The following is a 24431-nucleotide window of genomic DNA, read 5'->3' as shown; positions in this document are numbered from 1 at the left end:
TTTTTGTGAAAAAAATGAGCCGTAAGCGCCAAATTCAATTAGCCATTGCTTTTGGCGTAGTTTGTGTCTTAGCGATAGGAGGCGTGATTGTCTTTAACTTGACTAGCTCTAAAAACAATGCACAAGCAACCAAGGGCGATTATCAAGTGGTGACTGTCACCAAACCAGATCCTTTGACCTTTAATGGTGTGGCCGAGCCTAAGGAAAGTCGTACCTTTAGTTTGGATGCTTCATTAGGCACTTTGGAGAATATTGTGGTACAAAACGGACAACAGGTTAAAGCGGGGGATGTGATTGCGACTTATCAAAACGCAACGATTGCTGATCAAGCCAATGAACAAGCCCAATCATTGAATAAATTAAATTTAGCAATTACAAATGCGAAAAGTAATTTAGATAGTGCGGTACAAAAGCGCAATCAGTTAGCCAATCAGTTAGCTCAAGCTAAAAAGAATGCCCAAGCCTTGCAAGCAGCCAATGATCCAGCAGCTAGTGAAGCTTTAGCGCAAGTCGAAGCTGCACAACAAGCCTATGATGCGCAAGTTGAAGCGGTGAATCAAGCCCAGCAAGCTTTGGCGAGTGCGAACTTAGATTTTTCTGATGCGAATGCTGCGGTTGAACAAACGAGAAAAAAAGTCACTACCTCTGTTACCGCCCCTTTTGATGGAACGGTATATATTGATGAGGCTGGTAAATCTTCAGCGACGACCCCTTATGCAACCTTAGTTTCGCCAGGGACGATCGTGCAGGCAAGTGTAACGGAATATGATTATGGTAAATTAAAACAAGGCCAAAAAGTAGAGATTGTTCCAGTAAATGATGCTAAAAAAGTTTTAGGGACGATTACTACGATTGCTACTTTACCGCAAAGTGCTACTCAGGCTGCGCCAGCCACTGCTGCTTTAAGTGGTGCAGCTAGCTCATCAGCCGGTGGTACCACCATTTCTAATTACAGCTTTACCGTTGAAGCCCAAGAAGAAATTCATTATGGCTTTAGCGTTCAAGTATCCGTTCATTTATCTGATATCACCATTCCTAAAGAAGCGGTGGTGAAAAAAGGTGAGAACACTTATGTTTATACCTACAAAAATGGTAAAGCGCATTTAACCAAAGTAACCATCAAAGAACAAGCGGATGGATATGCTGTAGAGAAAGGCTTAGCTGTGGACGATCAATATATTGTTGATCCCGATAAACGATTAACAGACGGCAAAGAAGTGGCGGTGTTTGAATGATCGATTTAATTGGCATCAATAAGTATTACAAAAATGCTGAAGAAACCTTGCATGTCTTAAAGGATGTAAACCTACATGTTGCAAAGGGCGAAATGATTGCGATTATGGGTCCATCTGGTTCAGGGAAATCAACCTTGATTAATCTATTAGGTTTTATTGATCGAAAATTTGAAGGCACCTATTTATTCGAAGGGGAATCTCTAGTTGCTAGTAGCGATGACCGCTTATCCAAGGTTCGGAATCAAACGGTAGGTTTTGTCTTTCAAAATTTTAGCCTGATTGAAAATAATACGGTTTATGAAAATGTCGAATTACCGTTACTTTATGGAGGTTATAGCTTTTCCCAGACTAAAGAAAAAGTGATGGCCGCCTTAAAACGGGTGGGTCTTGAAGGAAAAGAGGATAAATATCCTAAGCAATTATCTGGTGGTCAACAGCAACGGGTAGCTATTGCTCGCTCGATTATTAATAATCCAAAGTTTATTATCGCAGATGAGCCAACCGGGGCTTTAGACACACATACTTCAGAAGAAATCATGCGCTTGTTTGAGGAATTGAATCAACAAGATGGCGCAACGATTATTTTGGTTACCCATGATCCAGAGGTGGTACCATACTGTCATCGCCTGATTCGTATTCGTGATGGGGCAATCATTGAAGATAAGGAGCTGAGTAAGGAATGAATTTATATGTAAATTGGCGCTCAGCTTTTAAGGCGATTGCGAATAATCGGAAGCGCAGTATTTTAACGATGCTGGGAATTGTCATTGGGATTGCTGCGGTGATTGCGATTTTGGCGATTGGTCGAGGTTATGAACGGGATTTAATTAAGAGCTTAACCAAAAGTGATAATGGACAGGTGGAGGTACAAGTCATCTTCAACCCCAATGATCCAGCCTTTTATGATACCAATCGTCCTTCTTTCCAAAGTGGCGACTTGGCCTTAATTCGGCAAATTAAAGGGGTAAAAAGCGCAGACTTTGAAACCATTGATTTAAAACAAGCCACCTTGCAAACGCCGGTTAAGGCAGAACAAAAAAATGTGACGGCTGACTTGGTGAAAAAGTCAGATGTATCACTAATTGAAGGACGTAATTTAACCGTTGCCGATAATCTAAATAAAAATAAAGTGGCGGTGATTAATCGAAGCTTAGCTACTGATTTATATCAATCACCTGAAATGGCGTTAAATCGAGGCGTTTTATTAGGTGCGCAGGTTTTCACGATTGTAGGGATTTATGAAGATGAAGCAATGAGTGAAGAGGATGCCCAAATGTCTGGTTTATTCGGCTCTGATACCGATTATCAAGTCAAAATTCCTAAAAAAACCTATTATCGCTATTATGAAAATGGCAAAAATACCGCCAGCGTGACCGCTGTCTTAGATAAAGGCACGAAGCCTGATGAGGTGGCTAAGAAAATTTTAGATAAGCTGAAAAAACAAGGCAGCCTACGGAATCAAGGAACCTATCAATCCTTTGACAGCAGCTTTTTAACTAAAGGTGTGGGCAAGGTTTTAAGCACGATTACTTACTTTATTTCAGCAGTTGCGGGTATTTCATTGTTTATCGCCGGGGTAGGGGTGATGAATATGATGTATATCTCTGTTTCCGAACGAACGAAAGAAATTGGGATACGTCGGGCTTTAGGTGCTACGCAACGCTCGATTATGACGCAATTTTTATTAGAAGGTGTGATGCTGACCTTTAGTGGGGGCGTTATTGGTTATCTGTTAGGAATGATTGTCGCCTACTCAATTGGTGCTATCATGAAGATTGGGATTCAAATTGATTTCTTCACCATCAGTATTGCCATTGGCGTATCGACCTTCATCGGCTTAATCTTTTCGGTGATGCCAGCCAGAGAAGCGGCGAAGAAAGATTTAATTGATATTTTACGCTAAAAAAAGCTTTGCGATGTGTAGGTCGCAAAGCTTTTTACTTTTTGTGAAGAAAAAATAGATTGTTATAGGGTGTGTAAAATGTTTTATTTGGTTGATGTTTCGTCTAATTATAATTTAGTAATTGATAGAAGTAACTCGTCTATCAGAATACAGTGAAAATAAGCTTAGGGGAGAGCAGCTTAATTGACTTGACGGAATTGTTGTTTATCTTCCATTGGATAGATAAATAAATTGGTGGTATCTAAATCAACTTTAGACATGGAAACACGAGAAATTTGATTATTGGTATAGGTTTTATAATAATAGTCACCGGTATTAGCATTTCCACAGGATGAGTACATTGTAATATCGTGTGTACCTCGATCTGAAGTAGTACAACCTTGAACAAAAGCGACAGAGTCTAGTATGTGGAAAAATTGTGTCACATTTGCTACCTCGTTTTGATCACAAGTAGAATGTTCTTTAACGAAGGTAGCTTTGACCAATCGTGAAGCTGGTGACCAATCACCAGGTAAGCCGATTGCACCAAACCCTTCACCATAGGGCTTTGCATCCCAATCTGGGGAATAATGATTGTGAGGTTGTTTACTGCTTAGATGACGATAATTATGTAGATTCATCAAATGATAGTCAAAAGAAGGACTATTAGTTAAAACGCCGACCGGATTATCGTAAATTACAGTTTTTCCATTGATAATTTCCACTACAATCGCTTCCTCTTTATCTGCAATAAGCCAATGTAGGGTCGTATTTGGTACGTTAGGTTTAAAGGGGACGTCGACCATATTTAATTGTTGTAAGGCATTTTTTGTTTCCTTGACGGTTGAAAATTGAGCTAAGACCCAAGGAACCAATTCATAAGGAGGAAGATTGAGCTTGTCATCGATTGTTTTATCTGCATACTTTGAAAATCCGGGGAAGTTTAAATTAGCAATCCCTAAGCCTTTTTCATTAATTGCATCGGCATAAAGTGGATAGTTGTCTAAAACCATAGCGACTCCGATGAAAGCAAAATGTGATTTTTGTGAAGGAACAAATTTATAGTTGATTTCATAGTTGCGTGGAGTAATAACGATTTCTTCGCCAAAATGATAATCTAAATCCAAATTTCGTCCAAAGTAAAAATCACCGTTAACATATTTTAATCCTGTACACATGAATATCATGCACTCCTTTCAAATATTTTAAGCAGTTTGTTCAGCAAATTGATGTTTTTGAATATCGGTGATAAAGAATAATAATCCTGAAAAACCGATAACGACATAACATAATATGCTAATCCAGGCTGCAGTAAAACCAAAAGTATCGACAAAGAAGCCAAATACAATGTTACCTAACGCAAATCCTACGGCAAAGAAAATACTGAATACTCCAAGAATTTGGCTAGTATCTTTCATTCCGAATAAGGTTTGCATCATGACTGCTGGTGCACTCATATAAGAATAAACATTAAATCCATAGAGCAGTGCCCAAGCAAAAGCTGAGAAAATTTTGATTGCCGGGATGAAGATGCTAGCAATCAGAAGAATAACGGTAACTAGTTGTAAGATAAAGGCTAAAAACATAGCATTGCGCACACCAATTTTTGAAAATAAAAAGCCGCCGCCAACATTACCAACTAAACAAGCGATAGCAAATGTTGAACCAATCGTACCAATTAAGGTTGTGTTGATATGAATGGCTGCAAAGAAATTAGCATATTGACTAGATAACGCAGAAATCGCTAAGCCAATAATCAAATAAAAGCAAGATAATGCCCAGAAGCTTTTTTGATGGGTCGTTTGTTTATAGCCAATTCCTGATTGAATATTTGCCGGATGAGTATCATTTGTTGGTTGGGTATTGGTAGTAGAAGTACTTGATTGTTTATTCGAAGTAGTATTTTTAGTGGTTGATAGAGGTTGTTTGTTAGGGTGGATTAAGAAGACACCAATCAATACGCCCACAATTAAGGAAGCAAGTGCACACATAAAGTAAACTCTATGTAACTCATAATGATTCAATAAATTGGTGACGATCGGTTGTAAGAAGAAATTGCCGATTGATCCCCCGGCAAAGGCAATCCCTAGCGCGCTAGCTTTAGATTTTTTATCAAACCATGTAGCAATCAAAAATGGTACACCTAGGCCTGAAAACGTCACCGTTCCCATTTGAGTGATGGCACTAGCTACTAAAAACATCCATAATTTGGTTGAAATTGCATTTAACATAACCCCACAGGCAGATAAAATCAAACCGCCTAACATCATTAGTTTTACTGGAAATTTACTATACATTTTGCCGGCCATTGGTGAAATCAATGAAGCTGCTAAGGCACCAATCATAAAGATATAACCAACGCTTTCGACGCTAAAATGATATTCCTTTTCCAAATAGTGGATGAATAATGGAGGGATGTTTTGTGCAATGCCATAAGGGATCGCTTGCAGTAACATACAAGCAAAAATAATTAAATGTTTACTACCTTTTGATGCATTTGTCATAAATTATCACCTCAAATTTAATATATAAAACATTGACCTTAAAATAAAAAATAACAAATACTCCTTTCTGTGGATATTTTCTTTTTTTAAAAAAAGAAGATGATGATAATGATTTAATCATTTAAGGTATCAATGAAATATCAAATTGGAAAAAATAGAGTTGATTGAATAAAGTTTTTATCTAAGATGATGAAAGATAAATAATTTTTATAGAAGTTTAAAAGAGGAAATTTAATTTCAATAGCATTATACAACTAATTAAAAAAAATAGTCAAAAGAAAGCATTAGAAAAAAACAGGTTGTTTTTTGAGAGACTGTTTCATTGATTAAATTGGTAAAAAGATAATCAGTCGTAAAACAGCAAAAGCTGTTTTACGACTGATTAATAGTGACGTTGCAATAATTGCAAGGTTAGTGTTTGGATGATTTCCTTAGCAGGCGAGGCTGGCAAAGCTTCGATATCTTTTAATGCCTTTTGTGTAAAGGCTTGGGCCATTTGTTTGGCCTGGGTAACGCCACCTAATTGGACGACTAATTTAGCGACTTCAGCGATTTCTTCAGGGGTAATCGCTGCTTTTTTATTTAAGTAGGGAAGTAGCTTTTCGGGAGCCTTTTGCTTAGCTAGTAATAAAGGAAGGGTGTAAATTCCTTGTCCTAAATCTTCTAATACCGGCTTTTTCAATTCACTACTATCGGCTGTGTAATCCAAAATATCATCATAAATTTGGAAGGCTAACCCAATATTACGACCGATTCTACCAGCTAAGCGGACTGTTTTAGTATCGCATCCACCAAAATAGGCCCCTTCTTTACAGGCTAACCAAAATAATTCAGCCGTTTTGCCTTTGATGCTTCTTAAGTAGTCATCAATCGTTTCATCTAACTTGAAACGAATCGTCATCTGATTTAACTCACCTAATAAAATCCGCTTCATCGTTTGCGCATTATAGGCTAAGTATTCTGAGCCGTTCATTACGCTAATTAAGACCTCAAAAAATTTAGTAAATAAGACATCACCAGTATAAACCGCTACATCTTTCCCATACTTGGATTGAATGGTGATATTTCCACGTCTTAATGGGGAATCATCGATGATATCATCATGAATCAAGGTAGCCATATGTAGCATCTCTAAAGAAGCAGCCACCTTAATTAAGTCGCTTTGTTTTTGATTAGAGCCAAGCTCAGCAAATAGCAAACAAAAAGCCGGGCGTAATAGTTTGCCTCCCGACTGTGCTAGTTCAATTAAGGTATTTTGAATTGTCGGATTATTTAAGCGAAGTTCTGCTTCTAAAAATGAGCAAACAGCTTGGAGTTTATTTTGAATCGTGGGATAATTGTTCCAGTATGTTGTCATGACGTATTCCTTTCAGCTAATTCTTATAGCTACATTTTACATTATAATTGTGAGAATAGGAAATGACTGAACTGAAAAAAATGAATGGAGTGAAAATGTGTCTGTAAAAGTTTTTTTAGAGTTGGTCGAATTTAAGGCTAAAACAGCTAGTGTATTGCCTTTTTTAATCGGTATTTGCTATAGCTGGTATCATTATCATACAATTCATCTAGCCTATGTAATCATTTATTTTATCGCGATGTTTCTGTTTAATATGGCAGTGGATATTTTGGATAACTACAATGATTATCACCATGCGACTGACGTTCATGATTATAAAGAGAAAACCAATATTATCGGTCGCGAAAATCTATCTTTAAAATTAGTTTTTAATTTGATGGTCGGGTTGATTGTTGTTTCAGCTTTGATGGGCATTGGTTTATCCTATTTTGTAGGCTGGCCGTTATTAGTGATGGGGTTGTATTGTTACTTGGTAGGTATTTTTTATTCTTCAGGTCCAAGGCCGCTCTCTAGCTTGCCGTTAGGAGAATTTTTCTCTGGCTTTACCATGGGCTTTATGATTAGTTTGATTTGCGTGTATTTGAATGCCTATGAACAATTTGAATGGAATTGGCCAACGCTTAGTGCAATTTTTCTAATTTCATTACCAAATACGCTATGGATAGCCAATCTGATGCTAGCTAATAATATTTGTGATTTAGAAGAGGATGAAAAGAATAATCGCTATACGATTGTTCATTATCTAGGTAAAAAGCAAAGCTTACATGTATTTGTTGGGCTAAACATTCTTGCTTATTTGGCGATACTTACTTCCGTTGTGTTACATTTAGCACCAGTTACAACATTGGGTGCTTTATTTAGTTTATTTGTCGTTTATCCGCAGACCAAACGATTTTGCCAAAAGCAAGTCAAACGTGAGACATTTATTTGTGCGGTCAAAATTTTGGCTGTCGGTTCGTTGGTCTATGTTTGTTTTTATGCATTGGGATTATTTTTATAAAAATATCGATTCATTCAAAAGTCATTTTAAAGAAGAAAAGAGCTCTTGCCAATCAGTCTGTTGGTGAGAGCTCTCAGTTTTTATATTAGAAGCTATTTAGTTCAGTCACTTTTTATGCGGCAAACCAAAGTGTTAAGGTAGCTAAGCCGTTAGCGCCATAAGTGGCATCACAGCTTTGCCAAGTAACTGTTGCACCTTGTGAAGTTAAAATATTCCAAGCATTTTCATCATTTTGAACATGTGATAAGACTTTAAAGACGGTATAAGTCTGGCCATCAATTACAACCTTAGAGCCGACACCTAATTCACGAATCGTTGCCCCTGCGCTACCAGCACGTTCGATTAAGTAATGATTAGGTAATTCTTGCCAACGATAGATATTGCCATCTGCTGGTACATAGCCTGAGCCTGAAAACCAAGCAAGTGGATAATGATGACCATTAAAGTTAAACCCACTGTTATCCGGTTGGCTTTCTTGACTAGCTGCTACTTGTTGAGCAGGAGTTTGTTGATTAGCCACTGGTGTAGTAGTCACCTGTGTATTGGCAACATTTTGTGCAGTAGTTGATGAAATCATTTGTTCGCCATTGACCTCTTCAACAGCTTGGGTTTGACCGGTATGGGCAACATTAGTTGTTGCTGTGTTGATCGGTGTTGCTTGTTGTTTGGCTTGCGCTTGTTGTTTTTGGGTTTGGACTTTGGTTGCAGCTTTTTGTACTGCTGCTACCTTTTCATTTGATTGTTCGAATACTTCAGCTAATGTATGTTCTAACGCTTTTTGAGCAGTTGCTGCCTTTTCTTTCGTAGTTGTTTGTTCAGTTGAAGAAGTAGCGACTTCTTTTGTTTGTTTTGAATTTGTAGTCTTTTCACTTAAAGCAACGATATGATTATCCGCTGCAATTTGCTTGGTGTTTTGTGGCAATCCAAAGAAGAATTGTAAGCCAATTGCCACGCTAAAGCATAGACCACTTGCTAAAATCCATTTTTTCGTTTTGTTGTTCATCTTAGTCACCTCTAAATGTTCAATTATTTTCCCATAGTATGTTTACAAATAGCTCTAGTATGTAAACCTATTATTATAGGGGGTGGTTTACATACTAAGCTAAATACATTAATTATTATCGTTAAAAAAAATGGATATTCAAGTATTTCGCATTTATATAATGCTTGTTAGAACGTTGATATACCAATGATTTTTAGGTTTTTTTAGAATAAAAATATTCTTTTTTATGTTTTGATAATGTTATCCTTTTTTAATAACGATATTATCATATCAAGGAATAAGTTTTACATATGATGTTTACAAAGTTTGGAAAAATAAACTTTTTTTACTAGGTTACTTAATGATGAAAAAAAACAAAAAAAAGACTCAAAATGACAAAAAAATCCGACTTTGCTGAGTGCAAAGTCGGAGAAGGTGGAAAAGTTGAAAAAAATGAAGAGTAATTAGGAATTGTATTTTGCTAAAAATTGTTGCACCCTTTGTTGATAAGCTGCTGGATTGGTTTTGTACGCACTAGCATGGGTTGCCTTTGGGACAATGTATTTTTCTTTAGGAGCAGAGGTAGCTTGATATACCTCATTTAACATCTTAAACGGAACGAAGGTATCTCTTTTCCCATGAATAAATAGCATAGGGGTTTGATTTTTGGCTAATTGTTTTAGTGCATCGGCTTGTTCAAATGAATAGCCTGCTTTCCATTGAGTGATCAGACTAGTTATGGGAACTAGAGGAAAGGCAGGTAAGTGAAATAGTTGTTTTAATTGATAAGCTAATTCATCTGTCACCTTGCTATAACCACAATCCTCTATAATGGCGCGGACATTTTTAGGCAAATGTTCCCCACTGGTCATCATAACGGTGGCAGCGCCCATACTTACCCCATGCAAAACGATATGAGATTGTGGATTATTTTTTATAATTTTTTGAATCCACTGCAGATAATCCTTGCGTTCAGGCCAGCCAAAGCCAATATAGTTTCCTTGGCTTTTTCCATGACCACGTGCATCGGGCATCAAAACGTGATAACCTAAATCGTGATACATTTTCGCATAATCATACATATTTTTAGCTTGACTCATATAGCCGTGTGCAATAATGACATAATTAGGGCTATGAATATCTTGCGCGGGTAGATAGATTGCATGTAATTTTAGCTGATCTTGACTAGTTAGATACCAGTTTTTCTTGGTTTGCTGAGTAAACCAAAGTTGGTTACTTTGTTCCAGCTTACTTAATTTAGTTGAGTGGTGAAGAAAGCTTTTATCAGAAGGAACGACTGCGTAATTATAAAAATAATTGCCGGCCCAAAATAAGCCACAAACAACTAGCAAACAAAGGATGCTTACTAGGTAAAGTAGTTTCTTTTTGATAGAATCATCTCCTTTTTGCAAAAAAAAAAACAGGTGAAACTGTTGATTAGACGCGTTTTCACCTGAAATCTATTATACTGAATGAATGGCGATGAAACAACCTTTGTCATAGCGATAACGAATTTCGGATAATTCAAATGGTCGACCATCCGCAAAGGTTACTACTTGTTCGATTTCTAAAACTGGATCAAATAATTGGCAATCTAAATACTTTTGATCATAACGATCAGACATATCTGCTTTAATTTTACGGATAGCTGAGCCTACAGCCTGACCAGTTGCTTTTTCAACATATTGATAAAGTGAATTTTCTAAGACAGCGGTATTTAGCTCTGGCAAGGCACCTACTGGAATGACGGTATACTCAATTCTAAAGGGTTGATTGTCTAGATATCTCACTCGAATGATGTCGTAAACATTATCTACTGGTCGAATTGCTAATTTTTCACATTCCTCATCTTCAGGTGTTCTCACATGAAAAGAAACTACCTTGCTCGTTACCGCTTGTCGTCCATTGGCTTTTTGTGAAAGACCAATTGGTTCAGTGGCATCAGATTCATAAAGTGAGTTTTCATCCGCTTGATTTTTCACGAAAGTCCCGACACCTTTTTTGGAAGCAATATAACCTTCTAAAGTTAGGACATTCAAAGCTTTTTGGACAGTCACCCGACTAGTTTCATAAAAATCAGCCAGCTCAGTTTGTTTAGGTAATTTTTCACCTGGCCGAAAAGTTCCACGTTGAATTTTATTCATAATATCATTGGCAATTTTACGATAGCCACTTGTCTTCACCATGTCGGCACGTCCTCTCTAGAAATTTTGTTCTGAAATTTTCTCTTTTTAATTATTTGAATATCCCTTCCACATCTTTAATTATACATTTTTTTATTAAAAAATCAATTGACATATACTGATATGATAAGGATTTTAGATTCATAACTAATGCAATTTAATTTTAAGCGAGTTATTTTAAGTGTAATGAAATTCTAAATCGACGTTTCGGGTTTTAGTTATTTTATAGTTAGGGAACGCTTGAAGATTAGCTTTTTTGAATAATTCTAATTTTAAAATTGTTTTTTTAGATAAAAAAATAAATGCAATAAATAAAATTTCCCTTGGATAAGCAATAGGAATAATGCTAATTATGTAAAGATACTATCTTTACATGAGTTTTTTTTCTGGAAATAGCATATTTTGTTAAAGCGTTTTATTCATAAGAGGAAACTGATTAGAATTTTTATTTTATTTTTGATAAAACCTATATATAAAAGTTTTTTAGCAATTTGTTTAATAGTTTTTATTTTCTTTTTCGAAAATGAAATAACCAAAATAAACAGAAAACATCTATTGCTTGAATTATCTTAAAAATATTTTGAAAAAAAACAGATAATTTTTGGCTATTTTATAATTTATGCTATGCTTAAAGAGCATTTTTAGCATTTTTCAACAATTTTTCATAAAGAAAGGAACAGACAGATGCAAAAAATATCCCTTTCACGTTTATTTTGGGCAACTTTTTATTTAAGTGCCTTAACCTTTGGAGGCGGCTATGTGATTATTTCTTTAATGCAGCAAAGATTTGTTAAAGAATATCATTGGTTAACAGAAGAGGAGATGCTGGATTTTGTCGCCATTGCCCAATCAGCACCAGGAGCAATTGCTATCAACGGTGCAATTGCAGTCGGCTATAAGCTTGCTGGCTTTAAGGGGATTCTAACGACCGTTTTAGCGACCATTTTTCCACCACTAATGATTATTTCGATTTTAGCCTATGTCTATGAGACTTTTATTCAAATTCTCTGGATTCGTTGGCTATTAGCCGGCATGCAATTAGGAGTGGCTGCTCTGATTGTTCAAGTGGTCATCAATATGGTCTATCCTTATATTAAAGATAAAAAATATTTTGAGCTATTTATTTTTATCGGCGCAATCCTGGCGAATCTGATTTTTTCGATAAACGCAGTAACGATTATTCTCATTTGTTTAATGTTCGGGCTTATTCGGGCGCTGTTAGCGAAAAAGGAGGCTTCTGAATGATTAATTGGCAATTATTTTATAGTTTTATTAAAGTTGGTTTATTTAGTTTTGGGGGAGGATACGCAGCGTTACCTTTTATTCATGCAGAGGTTGTCAGTACCCATCATTGGCTTACAGAAGGCGAGTTTAATCATCTGATTACCATTTCACAGTTAACGCCTGGTCCGATTGCTATCAATGCCGCTACCTTTGTTGGTGTAAAGGTTAATGGTGAAGTGGGAGCAGTGATTGCTACTTTTGGTAGTGTTCTGCCTTCTTGTATCATTGTTACTTTGCTTTCCTTATTCTATATGAAGTATCGATCCTTGCAGACCATGAAAATAGTGTTAGCGACTTTGCGGCCAGCGGTGATTGCTTTGATTGCTGTTGCCGGCTGGAGTATCTTGCAAAGCGCTTTTAGTGTAAAAGTCGCAACCTTTGATGGCAAGATTACATTTGTTAGCTTTATCCTACTATTTATGGCTAGCCTTTTTTATTTGTTCAAGTATCAAAAACGACCAATTCTAGTGATGTTTGTAGTTGGGATGATAAATGTCCTCTTGCAATTCTTCCTTTTTCATTAAATTTGAACCTTGTTTTTTAGCTTAAAAACTTTGTGAATATTTTTTCGTTATATAGAAATGAAAGACAGAGCTTTGCCGCTATCTTCTGATATTTAGAGTAAGTAATCCTTTTTATCTCAAGCCTTCATTGGCTAATTGTTCTGTGATCTTCTTTTCGTTCAATTAATTACAAAGTGACACTTCACAAACTTTGGCACATTTCTTTGTGCCAAAGGTGTATGTAGAAATTATTGAAAGCGTTTGTTTTAGGGTTTATTATCGTAATGTAAACAATTACATAAATAAATTTGGGAGGAAACAGAAATGGAAACAAATGTTCAAAGTACTGGGTTTAAAGCAAAAGTACAACGTTTTGGTAGCTACCTATCTGGTATGGTAATGCCAAATATCGGTGCCTTCATTGCTTGGGGGGTAATTACGGCACTATTTATTGATACAGGTTGGTTACCAAACAAAAACTTATCCACACTTGTGTCACCAATGATTACTTATTTATTGCCATTATTAATCGGTTATACTGGTGGACACATGGTTCATGGTCAGCGTGGGGCAGTTGTTGGTGCGATTTCTACTATGGGGGTATTAGTAGGTTCATCTGTACCAATGTTTATTGGGGCAATGGTAATGGGTCCTTTAGGTGGTTGGTGTATCAAGAAATTTGACCAAGCTTTCCAAGATAAAGTACCTGCTGGTTTTGAGATGTTAGTCAATAACTTCTCTGCTGGTTTAATTGGTTTTGTACTTTCAATTATTGGTTATCTAGGAATTGGACCAGTTGTACAATCATTAACCAATGCAATGGCTAGTGGTGTAGAAGCAATTATCAATGCACATTTATTACCATTAGCAAATATCTTTATTGATCCTGCAAAAATTTTATTCTTAAACAATGCAATTAACCACGGTATTTTAACACCACTTGGTACTGAGCAATCATTACAAACTGGTAAATCTATTCTATTCTTATTAGAAACAAACCCTGGTCCTGGTTTAGGGGTATTATTAGCCTTCATGATTTTTGGTAAAGGTTCTGCTAAATCTTCAGCTCCTGGTGCAATCATCATTCAATTCTTAGGAGGTATTCATGAAATTTACTTCCCATATGTAATGATGAAACCATTATTATTCTTATCTGTAATTGCTGGTGGTGTATCTGGTACATTCACTTTCCAATTATTAGGTGCTGGTTTGAAAGCTGCTGCTTCACCTGGTTCAATCTTTGCTATCTTAGCAATGGCGCCTAAAGGTGGACATCTACCAGTTCTTGCTGGTATCACTGTAGCAACAGTTGTTTCATTCTTAGTTTCAATGGTTATCTTGAAAGCTGATAAGAGCGATGACGAAGATTTTGAAGCTAGCCAAGCTGCTGTAAAAGCTGCTAAAGCTGAAAGTAAAGGTCAAGCAACATCTACTACAACACCTGCTGCAACAAGTGCACCTGCATCATTTGCAACCGTAGATAAAATTATCTTTGCTTGTGACGCTGGTATGGGTTCAAGTGCAATGGGTGCTTCTGTATTACGTAACAAAGTGAAAAAAGCTGGTTTAGATGTACCAGTAAGCAATTCAGCTATCAATAACTTAAAAGACGATCCTAAAGCTTTAATCGTTACACAAGTAGAATTGAAGGAACGTGCAAGTCAAAAAGCACCAAGCGCAATTTTCGTAACTGTTGAAAACTTTATGAATTCTCCAAGTTATGATGAAATCGTTACTCGCTTACAAGCTGAAAAGAAATAACTTAAACTACTCATTTTAAATATTCGTTTGACAATGTAAAAAAGCTAAATGTACTGGAAAATAGGGAATGCCTATTTTCCAGTCATGCATTTAGCTGTTTTGTTGAGGATATGACAACACTTCTTATATAATAAATAATGAAAGGGGTGGCTAAAATGTATTTTTCTGGTAGAGAGAAGACGATCTTGTCATTGATGCTTGAGTACCCAAATGGGATTACTTTGGATGAGTTGCAGTCGCAATTACAGATTAGTCGACGGACGTTATATCGAGAAATTGCAAGTATTGAAAAAACCATTCAGACTTTGGATATTCAAATCATCAAACCAAGAGGAGCTGGCTATCGAATTGTTGGCGAAAGTGACAATCTAGATAAACTCAGACAGCAGCTGTCGCAAAAGCAAGAAGAAATTTTTGCCGATAATGTTAAGCGGCAAAGTGCGATTGTCTGTTCTTTACTGCTACAAGATGAAGAGGTTACCATTGAATCTTTGGCGATTGATTTTCGGGTAAGTATTGGGACGATTGTTTCTGATTTACAGACCATTGAGCTTAGTTTACAGGATTATCAATTAAGCTTATTACGCTTAAAGGGACGAGGAATTAAAATTGATGGTCAAGAAAAAGCCAAACGACAGATCTTAGGGAATCTGATTTTTAATGGGGTCAGTGAATATGATTTTTATCATTATTTAGACACATTAGAGGAGCATACTTTAAATCGACCGAGTCAGCATTTTTTCTTAGATCTGTTATCAGCCGATAGTCTTTATTTAGCCAAAAAAAGCTTTTACCAGCTACCACAAAATATTTTAAAAAATGCTACGGATAATCAATTGCAACGAGTCTTGATTTTATTAGCTCTTTCGATTGATCGGATGCGGAGTAATCACTGGTTGAACCTAACAGAAGGGCAAAGTCCCAGAACAGATAGTATCCAGTTAGCCAATCAATTGATGGTTAAGGTCGCCCAGCATTTGCAGTGTAGCATTCCTAGCCAAGAGGTGAACTTATTTGCCTATCAGCTAGAAGGAATTAATTACAAGCAGCCACAAAATATCTTTTTGGATGCTTATGATGTGGAATTATCTTATAAAATAAAAGAATTTATCCGTTTTGTATCGCAAGACAGTGGTTATGATTTTCGTAAAGATGAGCAATTATTCAATGATTTAATGGCCCATATGAGTGCAGCGATTAAACGGGTAGCCAATACCTTAAATGTAGCGCCCAATCCGTTACTGATGAAGGTGACGGAGAAATATCAATGGATTACTAAGGCTGTTGAAGCACAATTAAAAAATGTGTTTAGTCAGTATCGTTTTTCTTTTGATGAAATTGGTTATATCGTGATACACTTTGCTACTTCGCTAGAAAGATATCCAATTAGTAAGGATTTATCCGTTTTGGTCATCTGTTCTAGCGGGATAGGGACGGCGCGAATTTTAGAAAGCCGGATTCGTAAATATCTACCGGAATTTAAAAAGGTCCAAATAGGAAAAATTTCTCAGATGAGTCAAATCAATTATAAAGATTATGATTTGATTTTAGCCACAATTTTTCTACCCGGCTTTACCTTACCTTATAAGGTTATTTCACCGTTGTTATTAGAAGATGAAATTAGTGAAATTCGCAGTCAGCTTTATCAATTAAAGCCTGCGCAAACAGTCACTATGACTGAAGTGACCCCGATAAATATGGAGTCACGGCAAATAACCGAGCTTTCGTTTCAAGAGGTTTATGAAACGATGCGTGTGGCTAATCAGCTATTAAGTAGCTTTGATTTAAAGAAGGTACAATCACAAGCAACGATTGAAGCAACTTTAGCGCAAATTATCACTGAACTAACTGGGACAATCGTTAATGATGCCGCTGAGGTGACACAACGAGTGATTGATCGCTATTTGATTGCACCGATTGGCATACCACAAACCAATATGGCCTTGTTCCACTGTGCTGATGAGGAAGTAAAAGAGCCGCTGTTTGCGATTTATGAGCTAGATCAAACCTTTAGCATTCCAAGTATGGATCGTAAAGGAATAAGCTTACAGCGTATTTTATTGATGTTAGCGCCAGAGCCAATGCCAGAAAGTCAAAAAGCATTATTAGGGAAAATCAGTAGCTCAATCATTGAGAGCGATTTGAATACTGAAATCTATATGACCGGCTCAAAAGAAAAAATTTATGAGCTATTAAGTACATTATTTGTCAATGAAGTAAGGAAAAAATAAGTGAATCACCCTTTAATTAAAAAAGGGTTTCTAATATTAGGAGGAAAAGAAATATGGAACTTACAGAAAATATGGTGTTATTAAACCAAAGCTATGCGAACAAAGAAGAGGCAATTCGTGCATGTGGTCGTTTGTTAGTTGACAATGGCTGTGTTGATGAAGATTATATCGAAGCGATGATTGAACGCAACAATTTAGTTTCAACTTACATGGGTAATTTCATTGCCATTCCTCATGGTACAGATGAAGCTAAAAAATATGTGAAGAAAACAGGGATTTGTGTGATTCAAGTGCCGCAAGGAGTGCAATTTGGCGAGCCTGATTCAGAAAATCTAGCAATGGTTTTATTTGGAATTGCAGGTATTGAAAATGAACATTTAGATTTATTACAAAAAATTGCTATCTTCTGTTCAGAAGTTGAAAATGTTGTAAAATTAGCAGATGCAAAAACGAAAGAAGAAATCATTCGTTTATTAGAGGAGGCAGAGTAGCATGAAAGCAACTCATTTTGGAGCAGGAAATATTGGTCGAGGCTTTATTGGAGAAATTTTAGCAAAAAATGGTTTTGCGATTGATTTTGTTGATATTAACGAAACCATTATCGATGCCTTGATTGAAAGAAAAACCTATACCATTGAACTAGCTGAAGAAGCGAAACGTCAGATTGTAGTAGAAAATGTGACGGGAATCAATAATCAAAAAAATCCAGAACAAGTCATTGACTCTATTGCAACAAGCCAAATTGTAACAACAGCAATTGGACCAAACATTTTACCATTTATTGCTGAGTTAATTGCTAAGGGAATCCAAAAACGACGTGAAAATGGTAGTACCGAAGCGCTAGACGTGGTTGCTTGTGAAAATATGATTGGTGGTAGCCAGTTCTTATTTGAAAAGGTACGTGCATTTTTATCAGCAGAGGATTTAGCTTATGTTGAACAATATGTCGGTTTCCCTAATGCAGCGGTTGACCGAATCGTGCCAATTCAACATCATGAAGATCCATTATTTGTTTCAGTAGAACCATTTAGTGAATGGGTGATTGACCGTACTCAAATGAAAAACCCTGAATTAGTTTTAAGCGATGTGGAATATGTGGAAGATTTAGAACCATATATTGAACGTAAATTATTCTCAGTCAACACTGGACATGCTGCTGTAGCCTATACCGGAGCGGCCTTAGGGTATCAAACGATTGATGAAGCGATTGCTGATGAAAAGGTATTAAGCACTCTACAAAATGTGTTAAAAGAAACGGGTAGCCTTTTGATTAACAAATGGCAATTTGATCCAGAAGTCCATGCCGCTTATGCCAAAAAAATTGTGGCACGTTTCCAAAATCCATATATTTCTGATGGGATTAATCGGGTGGCCCGTACACCGATTCGTAAATTAGGCTATGATGAACGTTTTATTCGTCCAATTCGCGAATTATATGCGCGCAATTTAAGCTATGAAAATCTATTGCGCGTTGTGGGCTTAATCTTTAATTATAAAGATGACCAAGATCAGCAAAGTGTTGAATTGCAAGGATTATTAAAAGAAAAACCAGTTGAAGAAGTGGTCAAAGAAGTGACTCAATTAACTGATGAAACACTAGTACAAGCAATTGTTGCTAGTTATGAAGATGCTGCCGAGTAGTTCCTTACTTTTCCATAATTCTTTTTGAGGCGAGGAGTGTTCCTCGCCTTCTTTTTTGAACGTTAAATTGGTCTAGACAAATTATGAGGCTTGTGTTAGAATTGGTGTATACCAATTAGGAGGGGATCGTATGAAAATTATCCAAGTACAAAATGCAGTTGAAGGTGGCCAACAAGCTTTTGAATTGTTAAAGCAAGCTTTTTTAGCTGGCAAAAAGACCTATGGATTGGCGACTGGCGGTACCCCAGAAACCTTGTATCAAGTAATGATTCAGAGTGATTTGGATTTTTCTGATTGTATTTCAATTAATTTAGATGAATATGTTGGGCTTAGTGGAGAAAATGAGCAAAGCTATCGCTACTATATGAATCAACATTTATTTGACCATAAACCATTTAAAGAAACTTATGTACCTAATGGTTTAGCAAGTGATCTAACTGCTGAATGCGCACGCTATGATGCGATTATTCAAGCTAATCCAATTGATTTTCAAATTTTAGGGATTGGGGAAAATGGCCATATCGGTTTTAATGAGCCAGGAACGCCATTTGACCAAACGACTCATGTGGTTGCTTTAACCCCTTCAACCATCGCAGCCAATCAACGCTATTTCACAAGCAAAGAAGAAGTGCCAACTCATGCCTTATCGATGGGGATTGCTTCAATTATGCAAAGTAAAGAAATTGTCTTATTAGCCTTTGGCGAAAAGAAGGCCCAAGCCATTCAAGCTATGCTAGAAGGTGAAGTAACAGAAAGCTTACCGGCTAGTATTTTACAAAAGCATCCGAATGTTACCGTAATTGTTGATCAAAAAGCGGCTAGCTTATTAAATAAATAAATGACAAAAGCATTAATCAATCGGACCAGTCATTGATTGATGCTTTTTTGTTGCAATTATTGTAAAACGCTTTTTTTTAATGATATACTAATAACAAATGAGTCGTAATGGAGATGAAGGATATGGATGAACTACTCTCTTTGTGGCAACAATATCAACTAACTGGACATTTCAATGTGCATGATTTGCCCCCTGAATTACTTAAACAAGGAACAAAGTTAAGTTTTCAGCCGAAGCAGACGGTGGTTTCTAGAGGAGATTTTCCTAGTGATGTCTATTTCGTCTTATCTGGTGAGGCGGTTGGCTTAAGAGAATATGCGGATGGAAATGAATATAGCTATTTTCAATTAGATGAAAATAAAGGAGTTGTAGGTCTTTTAGAAGTTATCGCCCAAAAGGAGCATGCGATTGCCACCGTGATTGCTAAGACACCCTTGGAAGTCTTACGTTTACCTGCAGCTGCAGTTTATCGTGCGTTGCAAACAGATGTGGATTTGATGCGTAAATGTATGGCTTGGTTAGCCCAAGATTTATATACACGCTCAGGCAATGATGGGTTATTTTACTATGCCAAAGCTATTGATCGTGTTCGTTTTTATTTGGTTACTTATTACGAGCAAAAAAGTCACTTACTGGCGACGACGAAAGAAAGTGAATTAGTTGTTGCCGCTTCTTATCAAGAAATTGCTAAACAACTTGGTATTAGTGTCCGCACCGTAGGACGAGTGATTCAAAAATTACGATTAGCAGATGAGGTTTCTACAGATAAGAAAAAAATTTTCTTATCTCCACATCAATATAAACAAATGCTGTTAAAAATTGAGTTTTAATCTTTCCCTTGATTTTTGAGCTAGATTTGCTATAATTCGCATAATATCTATCTTGGGAGGATCAATCAAGGATGAACGCAGAATTAATTCAAGCATTACCAAAAGTTGAGTTGCACTGTCATTTGGATGGTTCCGTTAGTATGGCTACTTTAAAAAAATTAGCAATAAAGGATGGCTATCCACTTGAAAATTTGCAAAAGGCACAGGCACCGAAGAAATGTGCTAATTTACAGGCGTATTTAGATAGCTTTGATGCAGTTTTACCCTTACTGCAAAGTGAAGAAAATCTAACTTTAGCTGCTTTTGATTTAATTGAGCAGGTGGCTAAGGAGAATGTCCGTTATATCGAGATTCGTTTTGCGCCATTACTCCATACACGAGCAGGCTTGAGCTTAGCGCAGGTGATGACAGCCGTGCTCAAAGGGATTCGCTTAGCACAGGAACAATATGAGGTGAGGGCCAATCTGTTAGTTTGCGCTTTGCGTCATCATGAGAATGAACGGAATTTACAAATGATTCAAGAAATTGCTGCTTTACAGCAAGCGCAGATTGTAGGCTTTGATTATGCAGGTGATGAACGCGATGCTTTAGGCCATCGAAAAGCGGTTGTTCAAGCGGCTAAAGCTCATCAGCTACAAATCACCTTACATGCAGGTGAATGTGGTTGTGCACATCATGTAGTGGAAGCAGTTCAGCTTGGGGCAACTCGTATTGGTCATGGGGTGGCGATTAAAGACGATTTAGCAGCGATTGAATTATGTAAGGCGAAGAATGTATTGCTTGAGTTATGTCCAACGAGCAATTTACAAACGAATGCGATTGATTGTATCGAACATTATCCTTTTCCTTATTTTCTAGCCCAAGAGTTAAAAATGGCAATTAACACAGATAATCGGACAGTTTCTAATACAACTTTAACCAAAGAATATCAACTATTAGTCACGCATTTTCAGCTAACCTTAGCGCAGATGAAACGGTTAAACGTAGATGCTATCAATGCTTCTTTTGCTGATGAAGCGACTAAAAAGGCTGTAAAAGACTTAATAGAGCAAGCCTATCATTAATCCTTGAAGAAAAGCCAGCAGCTAATTTTTAGATGCTGGTTTTTGACGTTAAAATTAAGGTTTAAAAAATAGATGAGAAAAGGACACTTGACCTTTTTAGCTAGCTAGCAATTTTGTATACTATTTATAGTCAAAAAAACTATAAAATGGCAGAAAAGCGAGGCGTACGCATGAAAAGAAGAATTGAAGGCCATCAAATACTAAAAGTAGTGGTAGGTACGTTGTTAGTTGCACTAGGAATTACTTTAATGATTGCTAGTACGTTAGGTGTTGATACGTTGAGTGTTGCATTATTTGGATGGATGAATTTTGTTCCGTGGCAGTTTGGGTATTTAAGCTTGACCTTTAATTTGATTGTTTTAGCCTTTGCTTTGATATTTGATCGTAAGCAAGTGGGCCTAGGTAGCTTTGCTAATGCTTTTGGTGTGGGCTTAACGGTGAATTTTTTAAGTCCCTATATTTTAGCTAACGAATTTATTGCTAATCATCATTGGCTGGCTGCGATTGTAGGCATTGTTGTTTATGGTCTAGGTGTGGGCATTTATGTTTCTGCTCAGCTAGGCTCAGCGGCTATTGAATGCTTAACGATGATGTTGGTCAAAGCGACTCGTTTTCCATTAAGATATATCCGAATTGGCTTGGATGCGGGAATGGTTATTTTAGGTTTACTATTAGGCAGCCAAAACTTTGGGGTAGGGACGATTTTGTGCGTATTGACCACTGGCTTTTTCATGGAACAAGTGTTAAATTTCTTTGAACGTTTAGCGTTAAAAGAAGGAAAAGTTGCGTAGTTTCTAATGTTTAAATAGATAAGTCTTTGCGAGGTAAAACATTTTACCTCGTTTTTTTTATATTTAGCTACTTGTTTAGACCTAGAAAAATTTCGGTTTACTCAATCGGGAAGAATGAGCTAAAAACATAAAAATAGCTACCCTCTAATGAGAAAGTAGCTATTGGTCTATTTGGCATTCATTAAATATTTTCACTAATTTTAGGATCGACTTTTACATCAAATTGGAATTTTTTGCCTTGCGAAATATCGTCGATTAATTTTTGAACGAGGTCAATTAATTCTTCATGGGATAGGCTGATGATACCGGCAAGTAACATCGTAATTAAACCATTAACGACAATCCAAGCTTCCAAATGTAATAAATTAAAGGTTTCGTCTGAGATACCGTTAAAGCGACGACTTTGTTTAGATAATTCCTTGTAGAATTTTACGGAATATTCATACATAATCGGTCCGCCACCTTTAGGATCGACATACAATGCTTTGAATAGCTTCGGTTTTTTCATGGCGAATTCAATATAATGTACGGGTGCATCGACGATTACATCTCCAGTAATAGGCTGGCTCATAAACTTACGATGCATGTCAGTTTCGATCTTTTGCAACAAGGTACGTTTTAAATCTTCCATATTTTTAAATTCTAAATAGATGGGTTGTGTGGAAATGCCCATTTTTTTTGCAACATTACGTGCGGTAAATTTTTCAAAACCACTTTCTAAAACAACTTCATGTGCAGCTTTCAAGATTTGATCTTTTGTATAAACTTTACGACGCATTACATTCACCTCTCAAACTCTTTTTATTTATTTTACCCCAAAAACAATAAACTTGTAAAGAGAAAAGATGCAAAGTGAAGTTATTTTAAAAAAAAGAAAATACTTGAAATTATCCGATTTTTTATCGAAAAACACAAAAATAAATTATCTTGAAATCATTTACAAATAACAACTTATCAGAATGCGAAATAAAACAAAAAAATAATTAGTTTTTTATCCTCTTCAATAAATAAATTATTCAAGAATTTAAGGCTATAGATTGGGCAATGAGCAAGCTGTTTTTATCCTCCTCTTTAGCATGATATGTTATGGTGTTTATTTTTAGTTTGTATTTTTATGTCGTTGTTTTTTTATAAGTGAAAAAGCAATAAAAAGCTTGATAGATCAACGAAAAAGCTCTTTGTAAATTTTGGGATTAATTTTTTTAATTTGGTTATGTAAATTTTTTTGCTAAAAGGATTAAAAATATATTATAATAGCCGATAAGGAGTGAATCATCATGTCAAAATATCGCGAATTGTTCGTCACTGCTTGTATTCTAGTGTTGGTTATTGTCATATGTTTCGTATTTTTTCGAGAATTAGCAGTCGGTTTGGTTGTCGCGTTAATTATTTTCCCCACTACTCAAGATCTTGTTCATCAAATACTGTCCAATCTCACTTTGCATAAGTAGTCATCTAGCTCGCTGTTCGTTTTTTTCATTTTAGTACTTGCTAAGGAGCAAATCCTTTTAGCACAACCTCGCTCCATTCTTTTGTATAGGCTAAGGCTTGTTGATAGATATGTGGTTGGCTGAAGCCTTCAACTAGGCATTGAAAATAAAGCAGTAGGAATTCATCCGTGTATTTGGAACTGATAGCGCCTTCTTTACGACCTTGTTGAAATAAAGTTTTCATTAAATCATACGCTTGTTTGGTATAGTCCTCCATCGCTTTAGCAAACGTAGCGTCTTTTTTTTAGGAAAAGTTTATTCAGCTAGCATTCAACATATTTTAACGTAATTCAGGTAGAAGTCGACCATCCTCTATAGGTGGGTGATGAATGCCGTTCGGTATGAGGGTTACTGTTGGTAACTCGAAGACCGACAATACATTACATTGTCTTTTTATTTCGTTCTATGTTATAATCAGTATATATTAGAAATAAGTTGATATAAAATGGAATTAGATACAAATAAACATTCAGTCTTTCTTCTTTATTACCATCTTATTTTAGTAACGAAATACCGTAGACAAGTGATTGATGATGAAATATCTGATTATGCTAAAGCTACTTTTGAAAGAATTTCAGAATCGTATCACATTACTTTAGTGGAGTGGAATCATGATAAAGACCACGTTCATATTATGTTCAAAGCTCATCCTAAAACAGAATTGACAAAATTCATCAACGCCTATAAAAGCGCTAGTTCAAGATTGATAAAACGTGATTTTCCGAGAGTCAAACAGTTTCTTTGGAAAGAAATGTTTTGGTCTAAAAGTTTTTGTCTGTTGACGACTGGTGGAGCACCAATTGATGTGATAAAGAAATACATCCAAAATCAAGGAAACAATCATAAATAGAAAGC

General features: G+C 36.3%; 22 protein-coding genes and 1 pseudogene. 15 read left to right on the top strand and 8 right to left on the bottom strand.

Annotation, left to right across the window (positions count from 1 at the left end):
• Positions 1-14: 14 nt before the first annotated feature.
• The 3 genes from RK02_RS10850 to RK02_RS10840 are packed head-to-tail and all read left to right on the top strand — an operon-like array spanning position 15 to position 3138.
• Complete coding sequence (locus tag RK02_RS10850) at positions 15-1235, top strand: efflux RND transporter periplasmic adaptor subunit (RefSeq protein WP_245555644.1); 1221 nt, start codon at positions 15-17, stop codon at positions 1233-1235.
• Positions 1232-1918: an ABC transporter ATP-binding protein gene (locus tag RK02_RS10845; protein ID WP_016184285.1), complete on the top strand. Its 687-nt coding sequence runs from the start codon at positions 1232-1234 to the stop codon at positions 1916-1918. Before RK02_RS10850 ends, RK02_RS10845 begins: the two co-directional genes overlap by 4 nt.
• Positions 1915-3138 carry an ABC transporter permease gene (locus tag RK02_RS10840; protein WP_016184284.1) on the top strand — a complete coding sequence of 408 codons (1224 nt, stop codon included), beginning with the start codon at positions 1915-1917 and terminating at the stop codon, positions 3136-3138. The genes RK02_RS10845 and RK02_RS10840 overlap by 4 nt, the downstream gene beginning before the upstream one ends.
• Positions 3139-3317: 179 nt before the next feature.
• Here the strand turns inward: RK02_RS10840 and bsh are convergent, their stop codons facing one another.
• The 3 genes from bsh to RK02_RS10825 form a co-directional block, all read right to left on the bottom strand.
• Positions 3318-4295 carry a choloylglycine hydrolase gene (gene bsh / locus RK02_RS10835; RefSeq protein ID WP_016184283.1) on the bottom strand — a complete coding sequence of 326 codons (978 nt, stop codon included), beginning with the start codon at positions 4293-4295 and terminating at the stop codon, positions 3318-3320.
• 27 nt (positions 4296-4322) lie between these two features.
• Positions 4323-5621, bottom strand: coding sequence for a conjugated bile salt MFS transporter (locus RK02_RS10830; RefSeq protein WP_016184282.1), 1299 nt, complete (start codon positions 5619-5621; stop codon positions 4323-4325).
• Positions 5622-6003: 382 nt separating this feature from the next.
• Positions 6004-6978: a polyprenyl synthetase family protein gene (locus RK02_RS10825; RefSeq protein ID WP_016184281.1), complete on the bottom strand. Its 975-nt coding sequence runs from the start codon at positions 6976-6978 to the stop codon at positions 6004-6006.
• A 97-nt stretch (positions 6979-7075) separates the two neighbouring features.
• On the opposite strand from RK02_RS10825, the gene RK02_RS10820 reads away from it, so the two are divergent.
• Positions 7076-7978, top strand: coding sequence for a prenyltransferase (locus tag RK02_RS10820; RefSeq protein ID WP_016184280.1), 903 nt, complete (start codon positions 7076-7078; stop codon positions 7976-7978).
• 112 nt (positions 7979-8090) lie between these two features.
• On the opposite strand, the gene RK02_RS10815 is transcribed toward RK02_RS10820, so the two are convergent.
• The 3 genes from RK02_RS10815 to RK02_RS10805 form a co-directional block, all read right to left on the bottom strand.
• Entirely contained in the window at positions 8091-8981 is an 891-nt protein-coding gene (locus tag RK02_RS10815; protein WP_016184279.1) for a hypothetical protein, read from the bottom strand.
• A 443-nt stretch (positions 8982-9424) separates the two neighbouring features.
• Positions 9425-10372, bottom strand: a complete 948-nt coding sequence (locus RK02_RS10810; RefSeq protein WP_345917005.1) for an alpha/beta hydrolase — start codon at positions 10370-10372, stop codon at positions 9425-9427.
• A gap of 51 nt (positions 10373-10423) precedes the next feature.
• Complete coding sequence (locus tag RK02_RS10805) at positions 10424-11146, bottom strand: GntR family transcriptional regulator (RefSeq protein WP_016184277.1); 723 nt, start codon at positions 11144-11146, stop codon at positions 10424-10426.
• A 681-nt stretch (positions 11147-11827) separates the two neighbouring features.
• Between RK02_RS10805 and RK02_RS10800 the strand changes: the two genes are divergently transcribed.
• The 10 genes and pseudogenes from RK02_RS10800 (at position 11828) to RK02_RS10755 (ending at position 22086) form a co-directional block, all read left to right on the top strand.
• Positions 11828-12388: a chromate transporter gene (locus RK02_RS10800; RefSeq protein ID WP_016184276.1), complete on the top strand. Its 561-nt coding sequence runs from the start codon at positions 11828-11830 to the stop codon at positions 12386-12388.
• A complete protein-coding gene (locus RK02_RS10795; protein ID WP_016184275.1) occupies positions 12385-12951 on the top strand; it encodes a chromate transporter in 567 nt (188 codons plus the stop codon). Before RK02_RS10800 ends, RK02_RS10795 begins: the two co-directional genes overlap by 4 nt.
• Before the next feature lie 303 nt (positions 12952-13254).
• Positions 13255-14682: pseudogene (locus RK02_RS10790) on the top strand (PTS mannitol transporter subunit IIBC); the annotation flags it as partial.
• A gap of 164 nt (positions 14683-14846) precedes the next feature.
• On the top strand, positions 14847-16922 hold the full coding sequence (locus RK02_RS10785; protein ID WP_016184273.1) for a BglG family transcription antiterminator: 2076 nt from the start codon (positions 14847-14849) through the stop codon (positions 16920-16922).
• Positions 16923-16975: 53 nt separating this feature from the next.
• Positions 16976-17413, top strand: a complete 438-nt coding sequence (locus RK02_RS10780) for a PTS mannitol transporter subunit IIA (protein ID WP_016184272.1) — start codon at positions 16976-16978, stop codon at positions 17411-17413.
• Position 17414: 1 nt separating this feature from the next.
• A complete protein-coding gene (locus RK02_RS10775) occupies positions 17415-18563 on the top strand; it encodes a mannitol-1-phosphate 5-dehydrogenase (protein WP_016184271.1) in 1149 nt (382 codons plus the stop codon).
• 130 nt (positions 18564-18693) lie between these two features.
• Positions 18694-19401, top strand: a complete 708-nt coding sequence (gene nagB / locus RK02_RS10770) for a glucosamine-6-phosphate deaminase (protein WP_016184270.1) — start codon at positions 18694-18696, stop codon at positions 19399-19401.
• A gap of 122 nt (positions 19402-19523) precedes the next feature.
• Positions 19524-20231 carry a Crp/Fnr family transcriptional regulator gene (locus RK02_RS10765; RefSeq protein WP_016184269.1) on the top strand — a complete coding sequence of 236 codons (708 nt, stop codon included), beginning with the start codon at positions 19524-19526 and terminating at the stop codon, positions 20229-20231.
• 71 nt (positions 20232-20302) lie between these two features.
• The gene (gene add, locus RK02_RS10760; protein ID WP_016184268.1) at positions 20303-21295 is read left to right on the top strand and encodes an adenosine deaminase; all 993 of its coding nucleotides are present in this window, start codon (positions 20303-20305) and stop codon (positions 21293-21295) included.
• 170 nt (positions 21296-21465) lie between these two features.
• Positions 21466-22086 (top strand): YczE/YyaS/YitT family protein, encoded by a 621-nt coding sequence (locus tag RK02_RS10755; RefSeq protein ID WP_016184267.1) that lies wholly within the window; start codon positions 21466-21468, stop codon positions 22084-22086.
• A gap of 181 nt (positions 22087-22267) precedes the next feature.
• Here RK02_RS10755 and RK02_RS10750 read toward each other — a convergent pair whose 3' ends face one another.
• Positions 22268-22864, bottom strand: a complete 597-nt coding sequence (locus RK02_RS10750) for a TetR/AcrR family transcriptional regulator (RefSeq protein ID WP_016184266.1) — start codon at positions 22862-22864, stop codon at positions 22268-22270.
• Between the two features lie 713 nt (positions 22865-23577).
• Positions 23578-23793, bottom strand: a complete 216-nt coding sequence (locus RK02_RS10745) for a hypothetical protein (protein WP_016184264.1) — start codon at positions 23791-23793, stop codon at positions 23578-23580.
• A gap of 228 nt (positions 23794-24021) precedes the next feature.
• Here RK02_RS10745 and tnpA point away from each other — a divergent pair, with 228 nt between their 5' ends.
• Positions 24022-24426 (top strand): IS200/IS605 family transposase, encoded by a 405-nt coding sequence (gene tnpA / locus RK02_RS10740; protein WP_016182587.1) that lies wholly within the window; start codon positions 24022-24024, stop codon positions 24424-24426.
• The last annotated feature ends 5 nt before the right edge of the window (positions 24427-24431 follow it).

It is taken from the genome of Enterococcus columbae DSM 7374 = ATCC 51263 (assembly GCF_000406925.1).
In the GTDB taxonomy this organism is placed as follows: Bacteria; Bacillota; Bacilli; order Lactobacillales; family Enterococcaceae; genus Enterococcus_E; species Enterococcus_E columbae.
The sequence above is the reverse complement of the archived record's forward strand: the minus strand, read 5'-3'. Positions and strand labels throughout refer to the sequence as shown.